This is a genomic window from Stenotrophomonas sp. (genome assembly GCF_031995405.1).
Lineage (GTDB): Bacteria > Pseudomonadota > Gammaproteobacteria > Xanthomonadales > Xanthomonadaceae > Stenotrophomonas.
This window is the reverse complement of sequence record NZ_DAMAGC010000108.1, coordinates 1-14,615: the sequence shown is the minus strand read 5'-3', so window position 1 is coordinate 14,615 and position 14,615 is coordinate 1. Positions and strand designations below refer to the sequence as shown.

General features: G+C 67.4%; 8 protein-coding genes and 1 pseudogene. 6 read left to right on the top strand and 3 right to left on the bottom strand.

What is annotated here, in order from left to right:
* The 6 genes from RTO53_RS15840 to RTO53_RS15815 form a co-directional block, all read left to right on the top strand.
* Window positions 1-2,640, top strand: a 2,640-nt coding sequence (locus tag RTO53_RS15840; protein WP_312238700.1) for a DUF2135 domain-containing protein, incomplete at its 5' end; no start/stop codon positions are given.
* Between the two features lie 141 nt (window positions 2,641-2,781).
* A complete protein-coding gene (locus tag RTO53_RS15835; protein ID WP_312238699.1) occupies window positions 2,782-3,699 on the top strand; it encodes a LytTR family DNA-binding domain-containing protein in 918 nt (305 codons plus the stop codon).
* 55 nt (window positions 3,700-3,754) lie between these two features.
* Window positions 3,755-4,880, top strand: a protein-coding gene (prfB, locus tag RTO53_RS15830; protein WP_312238701.1) for a peptide chain release factor 2 whose coding sequence is annotated in 2 segments (ribosomal slippage) — window positions 3,755-3,829 and window positions 3,831-4,880 — 1,125 coding nt in all. Because the reading frame shifts where the segments join, the coding sequence is not laid out codon by codon here.
* A 123-nt stretch (window positions 4,881-5,003) separates the two neighbouring features.
* Window positions 5,004-6,521: a lysine--tRNA ligase gene (gene lysS, locus RTO53_RS15825; protein ID WP_312238698.1), complete on the top strand. Its 1,518-nt coding sequence runs from the start codon at window positions 5,004-5,006 to the stop codon at window positions 6,519-6,521.
* Between the two features lie 195 nt (window positions 6,522-6,716).
* Entirely contained in the window at window positions 6,717-7,856 is a 1,140-nt protein-coding gene (locus RTO53_RS15820) for a two-component system response regulator (protein ID WP_312238697.1), read from the top strand.
* A 1-nt stretch (window position 7,857) separates the two neighbouring features.
* Window positions 7,858-10,815, top strand: a complete 2,958-nt coding sequence (locus RTO53_RS15815) for an ATP-binding protein (RefSeq protein ID WP_312238696.1) — start codon at window positions 7,858-7,860, stop codon at window positions 10,813-10,815.
* A 207-nt stretch (window positions 10,816-11,022) separates the two neighbouring features.
* On the opposite strand, the gene RTO53_RS15810 is transcribed toward RTO53_RS15815, so the two are convergent.
* The 3 genes and pseudogenes from RTO53_RS15810 to acnA form a co-directional block, all read right to left on the bottom strand.
* Window positions 11,023-11,892, bottom strand: a complete 870-nt coding sequence (locus RTO53_RS15810) for a crotonase/enoyl-CoA hydratase family protein (protein ID WP_312238695.1) — start codon at window positions 11,890-11,892, stop codon at window positions 11,023-11,025.
* Between the two features lie 160 nt (window positions 11,893-12,052).
* Complete coding sequence (locus RTO53_RS15805; protein WP_312238694.1) at window positions 12,053-13,729, bottom strand: long-chain fatty acid--CoA ligase; 1,677 nt, start codon at window positions 13,727-13,729, stop codon at window positions 12,053-12,055.
* A gap of 388 nt (window positions 13,730-14,117) precedes the next feature.
* Window positions 14,118-14,615: pseudogene (gene acnA / locus RTO53_RS15800) on the bottom strand (aconitate hydratase); the annotation flags it as partial.

Below are 14,615 nucleotides of genomic sequence, written 5' to 3'. Positions count from 1 at the left end.
GGGCAGCAGATCGCCGGGTTCGCGCTGGATATCGACGGCGTGCTGCGCGACGCGGTGCCGGTGCCCAAGGCGCAGGGTCGCCAGGTATTCGAGGCGATCGAGCGGCGCCGGGTCGACCCCGGCCTGCTGGAGCAGACCGCCGGCAACCAGTTCCGCCTGCGCATCTATCCGATTCCCGCGCGTGGCAGCCGCCGCGTGGCGCTGACCTTCCGCGAGACGCTGCCGGTGGATGCACAGGGCCTGCGCTGGAAGCTGCCGCTGCAGTTCGCACGCGACGCCAGCCAGGTGACGCTACGGCTGGACGCGCGTGGCACCGGCAAGCCGGTGGCGGGCGCGGTGCTGCCGTGGACGTTCCAGACCCGCGATGGCGCCCATGTGGCGCAATGGCAGGGCGCCGGTGCAGCCCTGCCGGCGCAGGTGCAGATGCGCCTGCCGCAGGTGCGCAAGCTGGACGTGGTTTCCGGCATGCATGAGGGTGAGCGCTATCTGTTGGCGCAGATCCCCGTGCCGGCCCTGTCCACACCGCGCGCCCTGCCTCGGCACGTAGGGCTGCTGTGGGATGCCTCGGGCTCGGCCCGGCAACGTGACCGTGCCGCCGAAACGGGGGTGCTCGACCGCTATTTCCGCGCCATCGGCGAGGGCGAGGTGGAGCTCACCGTGCTGCGTGACCGGGCCGAAGCGCCGCGCAGCTTCCGCATCCGCGGCGGCGACTGGAGCGCCCTGCGCGCCCATCTGGATGGGCTGCCGCTGGACGGCGCCAGTGCATTGGGCGCGTGGACGCCGCGCGCCGGGATCGGCGAGTACCTGCTGGTCAGCGATGGACTGTCCAACTATGGCGACCAGGCACTGCCGACGCTGGCGGCCGGCCAGCGGTTGTATGCGCTGAGCGGTGCCGGTGCACGCACCGACGCTGCGCGGCTGCGCGCCTGGACCCGGGCCCATCAGGGCCAGGCCCTGGTGCTGTCCAGTGCCGCCGAGGTCGACGCCGCGCTGCCGTTGCTGTTGCAGCAGTCGGCCGAGGTGGTCGAACTGCGCGGCGATGGCGTGGACCAGCTGGTGGCCGATGCCAGCCGCGCCAGCCAGGGCTGGCTGCGCGTGGGCGGGCGGGTGCAGCGCACTGACGGCACGGTGGACGTCGCGGTGCGCCTGGCCGATGGCCGGCTCCATCAGCAGCGCATTGCCGTGTCTGGCGCCCGTGCGCTGGACGGTGGACTGGTGGCGCATGCCTGGGCCGATGCGCGGATGGCCGCGTACGCGGCAGACCCGGTCGCCCATCGGGACGCGATGCGGACGTTGTCCCGGCAGTTCGGTCTGGTCGGCCCCGACACCTCGCTGCTGGTGCTGGAAACCCTGGACGATTACCTGCGCTACGGGATCCGCGCGCCGGCCCCGCTGCGGGAGGCGTACGACCGCCTGCATGCGGTGCGCATCGACGATGAAGCGCAGGCCCGCCGCCATCGCCTGGACCAGATCGCGCGGCAGTTCGCCGACCGCGAACGCTGGTGGAACACACGCTGGCCGAAGGGCGCGCCGGCGGGCCGGGCGGGGCTGGAGAAGTCTGCGCCGATGCCTGTCGCCGCAGCCGCACCGGCAGAGGCGCAGATGTACATGGCGGCACCGGCCAGCGACGTGGCCAGTGCGCCGGCACCCATGGCGGCCCCCAGTCGCGCGAGCGGTCAGCTGCAGAACGTCGAGTTGACCGCCAGCAAGGCTGCGGCCGGCAAGGCCAACAGCGGCGCCATCGCGATCACCCTGGCTCCCTGGGAACCCGATTCGGACTACGCCCGCCGCCTGCGTGATGCGCCGCCGGCACAGCTCTACGCCACTTACCTGGCCGAGCGCGACCAGCACGCCGACAGCAGCGCCTTCTACCTGGACGTGGCCGATCTGCTGCTGGCCAAGGGCCAGCGCGACCTGGCCCTGCGGGTGCTGTCCAACCTGGCCGAGATGCAGCTGGAAAACCGCCACGTGCTGCGCGTGCTCGGCTACCGGCTGATGCAGGCCAAGGCCCCGGCGCTGGCGGTGCCGGTGTTCGAACAGGTGCTGCGCCTGGGCGAGGAAGAGCCGCAGAGTTTCCGTGACCTGGGCCTGGCGCTGGAAGCCAGCGGGCAGTATCGGCAGGCGGTGGCGATGCTCAATGAAGTGGTGGAGCGTCAGTGGGACAGCCGCTTCGATGGGATCTCGTTGATCGCGCTGGACGAACTCAACACCCTCGCCGCGCGCGAGCGGGTGGACCTGGGCGCGGTCGATCCGCGTCTGCGTCGCGCGATGCCGCTGGACCTGCGCGTGGTGCTCAGCTGGGACAGCGACAACAGCGACATGGACCTGTGGGTCACCGATCCCAACGGCGAGCGTGCCTACTACGGTAACCGCCTCACCTATCAGGGCGGGCAGATGTCGCAGGACTTCACCGGCGGCTACGGGCCGGAGCAGTTCTCGCTGCGCGAGGCCAAGCCGGGCACGTACAAAGTGGAGGCCAACTTCTTCGGCAGCCGCGAGCAACTGGTCACCGGCGCCACCACGCTGAGCCTGCGCCTGAGCACGCACTGGGGCACCCGCAGGCAGCGCGACCAGCAGGTCACGATGCGGCTGAAGGATCGTGCCGACACGGTGCTGGTCGGGGAGTTCGAGGTGCGGTAGCGCCCACGTCGGTCTGCAGGGGACACGCGGCGCGGACGCCCGCGCCGTGTGTCAGGTGCGCGCTTCGGGCAGCCGATGCGCCGCACCAGCGGTACCATGCCCGATTGCTGCATGATGCCGCCCCGCCGCATGGACGACCCGATGACTTCCCGCCCTTCCTCCCGCTGGCGCCCCACCACCCGTTGGCTGGTCTGGGCCGCGATCCTGCTCGGCAGCGCGGTGGCCAACGCCTTCGTCGAAGTCATGGATGCCAGCCGCCGTGGCGAGGCGCTCGCGTTGTGGCAGCCGATGACCTGGGAGTTGAGCAGCGCCGGCATGATCCTGCTGACCCTGCCGCTGCTGTGGTGGGGCTGCCAGCGCTGGCCGTTGCATGCCGATACCTGGAAGCGACGGCTGCCGCTGTACCTGCTGGCCAGCGTGGCGTGGTCGCTGCTGCACGTGGCCGGGATGATGGCGCTGCGTCACCTGGCCTACGCCAGCCTGGGCGAGCATTACGTTGATGGCGCCGGCTGGGCGTCGCGGCTGCTGTACGAATACCTCAAGGACGTCCGCGCGTTCTTCACCTTCGTGGCGATCGAGCACTTCTTCAGCTGGTTCGGTCGCCGCCGCCAGGGCGAGGCGCACCTGCTGGCCGCGCCGGAAGATGCCCCGCCCGAAGAACCGGTGGACCGGCCCGAGCGCTTCCTGGTGCGCAAGCTCGGCCGTGATTTCCTGGTGGCTACCGGCGACATCGAATACGCCCAGGCGGCGGGCAATTACATGAACCTGCACGTGCGGGGCCACGACTACCCGCTGCGGAGCACGATGGCCGCGCTGGAGGCCCGGCTGGACCCGGCGCGGTTCGTGCGCATCCACCGCAGCTACGTGCTCAACCTGGGCTTCCTGGTCTCCATCGAGCCGCTGGACAGCGGCGAGGCGCGCGCCCACCTGGCCGATGGCACTGCGTTACCCTGCAGCCGGCGCCAGCTGCCGGTCCTGCGCGCAGCGCTGGGGCAGGGGGCTGCACTGGTCGCCGCAGACCCGACACTGGCGGGCGCCGCGCCGCGCGCATCTACATGAACGGGCGTTCCAAGCTACAATTCAGCCCTTGTCCCAAGCCTTCAACACCGCCGATATGATCGAGCTCAATCCCGTGCGCCAGCGAATCACCGATCTCACCGATCGCGTGCTCTCGCTCAGGGGGTATCTTTGACTACGACGCCAAGAAAGAGCGTCTGGAAGAAGTAACCCGGGAACTGGAAAACCCAGACATCTGGAACAACGCCGAGTACGCCCAGAACCTGGGCCGTGAACGCGCCAACCTGGAAAAGACGGTCGGCGGCATCGCCACGATCCTGGATGGCCTGTCCGAGTCCGGCGAACTGCTGGAACTGGCCGAAAGCGAGCAGGACGAAGATACCGCCCTGGCCGTGGTCGCCGACCTGGACAAGTACCAGAAGCACGTGGAACAGCTGGAATTCCAGCGCATGTTCTCCGGCCAGATGGACACTGCCCCGGCCTTCGTGGACATCCAGGCCGGTGCCGGCGGCACCGAAGCCCAGGACTGGGCCGAAATCCTGCTGCGCATGTACCTGCGCTGGTGCGAATCGCGCGGCTGGAAGACCGAGCTGATGGAAGTGTCCGGCGGCGACGTCGCCGGCATCAAGTCGGCCACGCTGCGCGTGGAAGGCGATTACGCCTATGGCTGGCTGAAGACCGAAACCGGCGTGCACCGCCTGGTGCGCAAGTCGCCGTTCGATTCGGACAACCGCCGCCACACCAGCTTCACCTCGGTGTTCGTGTCCCCGGAAGTGGACAACAACATCGAGATCGACATCAACCCGGCCGACCTGCGCACCGACGTGTACCGGTCCTCCGGTGCCGGTGGCCAGCACGTCAACAAGACCGAGTCGGCGGTGCGTATCACGCATATCCCGACCAACACGGTCGTGGCCTGCCAGACCGGCCGCAGCCAGCACCAGAACCGCGACAACGCGATGAAGATGCTGGCCGCCAAGCTGTACGAGCTGGAAATCCAGAAGCGCAACGCCGAGCGCGATGCGGTGGAAGCGACCAAGTCCGACATCGGCTGGGGCAGCCAGATCCGCAACTACGTGCTCGACCAGAGCCGCATCAAGGACCTGCGCACCGGCATCGAGCGGTCCGACACCCAGAAGGTGCTGGACGGCGACCTCGACGAATTCGTCGAAGCCAGCCTGAAGTCCGGCCTGGCCGTCGGCGCCAAACGCATCGACGCCTGACCGTCGGGCCGCCACGTGCGGCCCGATGCGCCCGCCCCGGGCCCGCCCGGGGATTTCGCACTCTGCCCCGTCCATCGGCATGATGGCGGGGTTCGTACCTCCCCCCAGACATAGACCCACGCCATGAACGATCAGACCCACGCGCCGCAGCCCCCCGTCGACGAGAACAGCCTCATCGCCGAGCGCCGCGCGAAACTGACGGCGCTGCGCGGGCAGGGCATCGCCTACCCGAACGACTTCCGTCGCGAACATTACGCCGGCACCCTGCAGGCGGAATTCGCCGATGCCGAACAGTGGACCGCCGAGGCCCTGGAAGGCGCCGACCGCCAGGTCAGGATGGCTGGCCGACTGATGGCCAAGCGGGTCATGGGCAAGGCCAGCTTCGCCCAGATCCAGGACGAGTCCGGCCGTATCCAGCTGTTCCTGCAGGGCAGCACCCTGGGCGACAGCTACACCGCCTTCAAGGGCTGGGACGTGGGCGACATCATCGCCGTCGAAGGTGGGCTGACCCGCACCAAGACCGGCGAGCTGTCGGTCAAGGCCACCAGCATCCGCCTGCTGACCAAGTCGCTGCGGCCGCTGCCGGACAAGTGGCACGGCCTGGCCGACGTGGAGCAGCGCTACCGCCAGCGCTACGTCGACCTGATCGTGACCCCGGAGTCCCGCGAGGTGTTCATCAAGCGCTCGCGGATCATCCGCGCCATGCGCGCGTGGCTGGACAACCGCGACTTCCTTGAAGTCGAGACGCCGATGATGCATTACATCCCCGGCGGCGCCACGGCCAAGCCGTTCACCACCCACCACAACGCCCTGGACCTGGACCTGTACCTGCGCGTGGCCCCGGAGCTGTACCTCAAGCGCCTGGTCGTGGGTGGCCTGGAGCGCGTCTACGAGATCAACCGCAACTTCCGCAATGAAGGCGTGAGCACCCGCCACAATCCGGAATTCACCATGATGGAACTGTACGAGGCCTACGCCACGTACACCGAAGTGATGGACCTGACCGAAGGGGTGATCCGCGACGTGGCCAACCAGGTGCTGGGCACCACCACGGTGACCTGGGACGGCGCCACCATCGACCTGGCCCCGGCCTTCCGCCGCTGGCGCATGGACGGGGCGGTGCGCCACCACAACCCGGAAATCAGCGCTGCCGACTGCACCGACCGCGATGCGCTGGCTGCCCATTGCGAGCGCCTGAAGATCCGCATCAAGCCGTCCTACGGCTGGGGCAAGCTGCTGCTGGAGATCTTCGAGGCCACCGTCGAGCACACCCTGGTGCAGCCGACCTTCATCACCGACCATCCGGTCGAGGTTTCCCCGCTGGCCCGTGCCAATGACGACCAGCCGGGCTACACCGACCGCTTCGAGCTGTTCATCAACGGCAAGGAACTCGCCAACGGCTTCTCCGAGTTGAACGACCCGGAAGACCAGGCCGCCCGGTTCCAGGCCCAGGTGACGGCCAAGGAAGGCGGCGACGACGAGGCCATGCACTACGACGCCGATTACATCCGTGCGCTGGAGTACGGCATGGCCCCGACCGGCGGCCTGGGCATCGGCATCGACCGCCTGGTGATGCTGCTCACCGGCAGCAGTTCGATTCGTGATGTGCTGCTGTTCCCCTATATGCGTCCGGAAAACTGAGACGTAGGTCCGGCTGCCAGGGGAGGGCAGCCGGTGGCGGGGTTCCGCTACGGTGGCCGCGCGCGTATGGTTTCTGCGTGACCATCCGGGTAACGGCCGTGATGGTCAGGGCGATGATCGGTCCCGGTGGTGCGTGACATCCGCATCACACCGCGACCACGATCATGAACCGGAGATCACACGGGAGGCGGATCCATGCAAGGTGCCAGTGTCCAGAGTGGCGGAGTATCCTTTCCGCAGCATGTTCCAGTGTGGTCCAGGAAGACGGCGGAAGCATCCTTGAATATTGTCATCGTTGACGACCAGACGTCCGCGCGCACCATGCTCCGTCATGTGATCGAGGACATTGCGCCGGAACTGAGCGTGCACGACTTCGGTGATCCGCTCACCGCGCTGGCCTGGTGCGAATCGCATCCGGTGGACCTGCTGCTGCTCGATTACCGCATGCCGGAAATGGACGGGCTGGAGTTCGCCCGCCGCTTCCGCCGGTTGCCCAAGCACCGCGACATCCCGGTGATCCTGATCACCGTGGTCGGCGACGAGCCCATCCGCCAGGCCGCGCTGGAAGCGGGCGTCATCGATTTCCTGGTCAAGCCGATCCGCCCGCGCGAACTGCGCGCGCGCTGCTACAACCTGCTGCAGCTGCGCCAGCAGTCGGAGAACGTCAAGCAACGCGCGCTGTCGCTGGAACAGCGCCTGCTGGCCAGCATGCATGAAGTGGAAGAGCGCGAACGCGAAACGCTGTCACGGCTGGCGCGCGCGATCGAGTTCCGTGATGCCGGCACCAGCGCCTACCTGGAGCGCATGGCGCACGTCGCCGGGTTGATCGCCGAACAGCTCGGCCTGCCCGAGGACGAGTGCAAGCTGATCGAGATGGCCGCGCCGCTGCACGACATGGGCAAGATCGCCATCCCCGATGCGGTGCTGCTCAAGCAGGGCAAGCTCAACGAAGAGGAGCTGGCGATCATGCGCCGGCACCCGCGCATCGGCTATGAGCTGCTGAGCGGCAGCCAGAACCGTTTCATCCAGGTCGGAGCGTTGATCGCGCTGCGCCACCACGAACGTTACGACGGCAGCGGGTATCCCGATGGCCTGATCGGCGATGCGATCCCGCTGGAAGCGCGGATCGTGGCGGTTGCCGATGTATTCGACGCCCTGATCTCACCCCGACCGTACAAGGAAGCATGGACGATGGAAGCCACCCTGGCCTACCTCTACGCACAGCGTGGCCGGCTGTTCGACCCGCGTTGCGTGGATGCGCTGCTGCGCGGACGCGAACAGCTGGACGACATCTGCGCCCAGCACTCGACCGCTTCGACCCGCCCGGGGATGTGACATGCCTGGCCTGCTCCAGCGCCTGCAACAGCGGCTGGAAACGATGCGCGGCCATGTGTTCGTCCGCTTCTTTCCCGCCACCCTGGTGTCGCTGGTCGCACTGGCGGCGCTCGCCCCGGCGCAGTGGTGGATCGGTGCGGCGGTGGTCGTGCTCGCCGGCCTCATCCACGTGAGCCGGTCGGCACGCGCGGGCGGTCGTTCGGCGAACGGGCCCGCTGCCGGCCGCGGCATCCTCGCCGAACTGCGTGCGCGGCTGTCCAACCGGCCCGACAGCGAGCACGTCCAGAACTTCATCCGGATCGCGATCACCGCGTTGTTCATCGGCTATCTCGGCTGGCGCTACACGCAGGTGGGCGGTGACATCCTGCGGGTGACGTGGCTGATCCTGGCGGTCGAACTGGCCGTAGCGATGCTGTTGCTGGCGGGGCTGCTGGCGCGCCCAGGGGTGTCGCGCGCACGGCGTGCGGTGGGGATGGTCACCGATTACGCCTGCATGGGCGCGATCATGACGTTGCAGGGAGAACCGGCGGCACTGCTGTATGTGGTGCTGCTGTGGGTCACCATCGGCAATGGCATGCGCTATGGGCGCGGCTATCTGCATGCCGCCACCGCGATGGGCTGCGCGGCGTTCCTGTGCGCGCTGCTGTTGTCCCCCTACTGGGTCGGACAGCGTCTGCTCGGCTGGGGGCTGTTGCTGGGGCTGGGCATGACCCCGCTGTACTTCGTCGGCATCAGCCGGGCCGCGCATGCGTCGACCGTCGACCCGCGCACGGCCGAGGTGGGGCCGCTGCGGCGCAGCTACCTGCAGGTGAAAGAGCGCCTGACCAAGCGTTCGGACAGCGAGCATGGCCAGGCCATCGTACGTATCGTGCTGATCACCTTGATCCTGGGCTATGTGCTGATGCCCAGCGTGCGCCATGGGCTGCCGCCGACGCAGTATCACGGCGTGCTGGCGATCGTGCTGACCGGCCTGATCCTGTCGATCACGCTGTTTGCCTGGCTGCTGGTGCGGCCGGCGCGTTCGGACCCGCGGCGCATCGCCGGGATGCTGGCCGATTACGGTCTCATCGCCGCCGGCATGGTGCAGATGGGCGAGCCGCTGGCCTGGGTCTACATCGTGGTGATGTGGGTGACCGTCGGCAACGGCATGCGCTATGGCAACAACTATCTGTACGCGGCCGTGGCCATGGCGCTGGGCAGCTTCGGCTACACCGCGCTGGCCACGCCCTACTGGGAACAGAATGCGCGGCTGGGGTTCGGGCTGTGGCTCGGGCTGGCGGCGGTGCCGCTGTACTTCTCCAGCCTGCTGCGGCAGCTGACCCACGCCATGGACGAGGCGCGTCGCGCCAGCGAGGCCAAGAGCCGGTTCCTGGCCAACATGAGCCATGAGTTCCGTACGCCGCTCAACGGCCTGTCGGGCATGACCGAAGTGTTGGCCACCACGCAGCTGGATGAGGAGCAGCGCGAGTGCGTGAGCACCATCCAGGCGTCCTCGCGCAGTCTGCTGGCGCTGGTGGAGGAAGTGCTGGACATTTCGGCCATCGAAGCGGGCAAGCTGCGCGTGCTGGCCGAGGATTTCTCGCTGGCCGATGTGATGCAGTCGATCGGGCTGATCCTGCTGCCGCAGGCCAAGGTCAAGCGGCTGGACTACCACGTCAAGGTGGACGATGCGGTGCCGGCGCGACTGCGCGGCGACCTGGGCCACCTGCGGCAGATCCTGCTGAACCTGGCGGGCAACGCGGTCAAGTTCACCGACCACGGCAAGGTCGAGATCCGGGTGTCGCTGCTGCGCGATGACGGGCAGGGCAACGTGCGGGTCCGGTTCGACATCCTCGATACCGGCATCGGCGTGGTGCCGGCCATGCGTCCGCGGTTGTTCGAGGCGTTCGAGCAGGCCGATGTGAGCATGGCCCGTCGGCATGAAGGGACCGGGCTGGGCACCACCATTGCCAAGGGTCTGGTGGAGGCGATGGGCGGGCAGATCGGGTTTGCGGAGAACCCGCCGCAGGGCAGCTGCTTCTGGTTCGAGCTGCCGTTCGCGCTGCCGCCGGTGGTCGCCGGTGAGTTCACCCCGGCGGTGGCCGGCGAGAGCGTGCCGGGCAGCGGCAACAACGTGATCGCTTTTACCGATCCGTTCCTGCGCCATCGCGCACGGGTGCGCAGCATGAAGATTCTGGTGGCCGATGACCATCAGGCCAATCGCCTGGTGCTGCAGCGGCTGCTGCAGAAGGCCGGCCATAAAGTGGTGTGTGTCAACGATGCCGAGGCGGTGCTGGATGCGCTGGCCGAGAGCGAATACGACGTGGCCATCGCCGATCTGCACATGCCGGGAATGAGCGGGCTGGACATGCTCAAGGAGCTGCGGGTGATGCAGGCCGGCGGCGCGCCGCGCACGCCGGTGCTGATCCTCAGCGCGGATGTGACGCCCGAGGCGATCCAGCAGTGCACCCAGGCCGGCGCGCATACGTTCTTCGGCAAGCCGGTGGTGGCGGTGCGTCTACTGGACACGCTGGCCGATATCGCCACCAACGACCAGCTACGGACCACGGCGCCGGTGGTGCATGTATCGGTGGCGCCGGATGGGGTGCTCGATCCGGGCGTGCTCGATGAGCTGGCCTCGCTGGGGTTGGGGGAGGCGTTCGAGCAGGAATTCGTTCGCCAGTGCCTGGAAGACGCCAGGCAGTGCATCGAGGTGGCCGCCGCCGATGGTGAGCGGGGCGATTGGGTGCACCTGCGTGAACAGGCGCATGCGATCAAGGGCGTGGCCGGGAACCTCGGTCTGGTGCGGGTGGCCCATCGCGCCGGTGAGGTGATGCGCATGGCCGACTGGCAGTTGAAGACCGAGTGGCGCGAGCGGATCAACCAGATCCGCAACGGCATGAAAGAGGGCCGTGCGGCGCTGGAGGCCCGTGCGCAGAAGCGCGACGCGCGTGAGGATGGTGGTAGCGACGTGCGGTGATCGACCGCTTGCTACCGGATTGGGCGGGGGGGTGTGGGCTCGCGGGACACGCTGCAAGTACGTCCATGCAAGCGTACGACGGTCCCGCGAACCCACACACCCCACCCTCGAAGGTTGGTTGGCACCCGTCCCCGCCCAGCCAGCGGGGCACTCAAAAAAAGCCCGGCTGTGGCCGGGCTTGAAGTGGTTTGCAACGGTTGCCAGCATTCACGCCGCGTCGAGGTGGGCACGACGGGTCTGCGCTTTGATCAATCGATCCATGGTGCGCAGCGACTTCTCTTCCAGCGCCAGCGCCGAGTCGACCCACACCTTGGTGATCTCCAGCAGCTCGTCATAGCGCACGGCCTGGGCGAGATTGCGCGCCGCGTTCATGGCCAGGTAGCTGCGCGGGATGCGCTGGTGCTGTCGGATCTGCTCCTGCACCGCGGCCACGCCCTGGCCCTTGGGCACCAGGATGTCGACCACGCCCATGGCATGCATCTCTTCGGACGAATACACCCGACCTTCCAGAATGATCTTCTCCGCCAGCTGCGGCGCAACGCGCTTGCACAGGAACGAGTAGGCACCCATGCCCGGGAACAGCCCGAACAGCACCTCGGGAAGCCCCATCCCGCAGCCTTCCTCGGCGACGATCGTGTGGCAGGCCAGCGCCATCTCCAGGCCACCGCCCAGCGCATCGCCCTGGATCAGCGCGATGGTACGCACATCCCCGCCGAAGCCGGTGTGCAGGTGGTGCACGCCTTCCACGCAGCGTTGCGCGTAAGCCAGCAGGTGGTCGCGGTTGCCTTCGCGGATGAGCCGGGAGAACAGGTCCAGATCGCCGCCCAGGTTGTAGGCACTGGCGTCGGAGGCCAGCACGAAGTGACGCAGGGCGCCGCTGTTGCGTTCCGCAGGGCCGAGCGTGATCGCGTTCATGAAGTTCCACATCTCATCCAGCATGTCCCTGCGGCAGCAGGGCCGAACGCCGGTGGCGGCATCGGCATGCATGAACAACCAGTGGGCAGCGTTGTCGGCGGTGGTTTCGGTGCGGATGGTGGAGTAGCCGCGGGTGGGGTTCAGCTTTTCGATCGTTTGCATGGCAGTTTCCTCGGCGTTTCTGGCCCGGAGGGAGGACGGTGGGCGGCGGGCCGGACGGGTCCACTCGCCGCGATCCTACACCGCCGGTCACCGGCTCAATGCAAAGACCCCAGCCGGTGAGGGCTGGGGTCCTGGAAAGTGCCTGCAGGGCTGCCGAGCGTTACGGGGCGGGGCTGTCGCGCAGTTCGCGGCGCAGGATCTTGCCCACGTTGGTCTTGGGCAGTTCCTTTCGGAATTCGACGATTCGGGGGTGCTTGTAGCCGGTCAGGTTGGCCCGGGCATGCTCCTTGACCATCTCGGCGGTCAGGTTCGGGTCCTTCTTGACGATGACCACCTTGACCACTTCGCCGGATTTCTCGTCGGGTACGCCCACGGCCGCCACTTCCAGCACGCCGGGCATCATCGCGATGACGTCTTCGACCTCATTGGGGTACACGTTGAAGCCGGACACCAGAATCATGTCCTTCTTGCGGTCCACGATGTAGAAGAAGCCCTGTTCGTCCATCCGTGCCATGTCGCCGGTATGCAGCCAGCCGTCGGCGTCGATCGCCTTGGCGGTTTCTTCCGGTCGCTGCCAGTAGCCCTTCATGACCTGCGGGCCCTTGATGCACAGCTCACCGACTTCGCCCGGGGTGAGGGTCTTGCCGTCGTCATCCTTCACGCAGGCATCGGTGGAGGGGATCGGCAGGCCGATGGCGCCGTTGTACTCGGCCAGGTCCAGCGGATTGATGCAGGCCGCCGGCGAGGTCTCGGTCAGGCCATAGGCCTCCACCAGGGTCACGCCGGTCACCTTCTTCCAGCGTTCAGCCACCGCGCGCTGCACGGCCATGCCGCCGCCCAGGGTGACCTTCAGCGAGGAGAAGTCGATCTCATCGAAGCCGGGCGTATTGAGCAGGCCGTTGAAGAGCGTGTTCACGCCGGTGATGGCGGTGAAGCGAGTCGCCTTCAGCTCCTTGACGAAGCCCTTCATGTCGCGCGGGTTGGTAATGAGGTGGTTGCAGCCGCCGAACTTCATGAAGACCAGGCCGTTCGCCGTCAATGCGAAGATGTGGTACAGCGGCAGGGCGGTGATGATCCACTCCTTGCCCATCTCGATCCCCGACGCGGAGATCCAGGCCGAGGCCTGCTGCATGTTGGCGACCAGGTTGCGGTTGGTCAGCATCGCGCCCTTGGCCACGCCGGTGGTGCCGCCGGTGTACTGCAGGAAGGCGACGTCGTCGTGGTCGATTTCAACCTTCGGCAGGCTGTGGCGGCTGCCCAGCTTGAGCGCCTGGTTGAAGCGCACCGCACCGCGCAGGGTGTAGTTGGGCACCATCTTCTTGATGTACTTCAGCACGAAGTTCACCACCACGCCCTTGGCGCCGAGCATGTCGCCCAGGCCGGTGGTGACGATGTGCCTGATCGGCGTGTCGGCGATGACCTGCTGCACGGTGTCGCCGAAATTGTCGACCACCACGATCACCGCCGCGCCGGAGTCGACCAGCTGGTGCTTGAGCTCACGGGCGGTGTACAGCGGATTGACGTTGACCACGGTCAGCCCGGCGCGCAGCACGCCGAAGGTGGCGACCGGGTACTGCAGGCAGTTGGGCATCATCAGGGCGACGCGGTCGCCCTTCTTGAGCTTGAGCTCACCGAGCAGGTAGGCCGCGAACTGCTCGACCAGGGCGTCGGTTTCACCGTAGGTGAGGGTCTTGCCGAAACTGGAGTAGGCGGGACGGTCGCGGTACTTGGCCACCGAGGTGTCGAAGACGGCGGAGACCGAATGGAACTCGTTGACGTCGATCTCGGCGGGTACGCCGTTGGGATAACTCTGCAGCCAGGGACGTTCCAGACTCATATTCCCCCTCCAGGAATCGTTGATGAGAGTGTGTTCTGGCCCTGAGTATCCGCCAGTTCACGTCCGGGCAGCATACCGGGCCGAATGGAAAAGGCGAAGGGGGCGTGAAGGATGGGGCGGGTGTGGCAGCCCGGTGCGGGTGCATTGGACGATGCAGGTGTGCCAGTAAGGTAGTGCCGAGCCATGCTCGGCAGATGCCCGAAACACGCGTCGACGCCCACCCGGAGGTTGCGGGTGCCGAGCATGGCTCGGCACTACCGAGCCTGGGCTTGGCTGTAGGTTGGTGATGCCGAGCATGGCTCGGCACTACCGGGGCTGGCTTGTCTGGAGGTTGCTGGTGCCGAGCATGGCTCGGCACTACCGGGGCGGCGCGTGGCGGTGGGTCCGTTCAGCCCTTGGCTGCCAGCTGGCGCAGCACATACTGCAGCAGGCCGCCGTGCTTGAAGTACTCCACTTCCTTGGGGGTCAGCAGCATGACGTGCGCTTCGAAGGTCTTCGCGGTGCCATCGGCCTTGGTCGCGGTGAGCGTGGCGCTCTTGCTGGCACCGTCCTGCAGGCCGGTGACGTCGATCGTTTCCGATCCGTCCAGGCCCAGGCTCTGCGCGTTCTCGCCGGCCTTGAACTGCAGCGGCAGCACGCCCATGCCGACCAGGTTGGAGCGGTGGATGCGCTCGAAGCTTTCGGCGATGACCGCCTTGACGCCCAACAGGTTGGTGCCCTTGGCCGCCCAGTCGCGCGAGGAGCCGGTGCCGTATTCCTTGCCGGCAAACACCACCAGCGGCACGCCTTCGGCCTTGTACTTCATGGCCGCGTCGTAGATGGCCAGCTTCTGCGGCTCGCCGCCGTTTTTGGGGAAGTACAGCGTGTTGCCACCTTCCTCGCCACC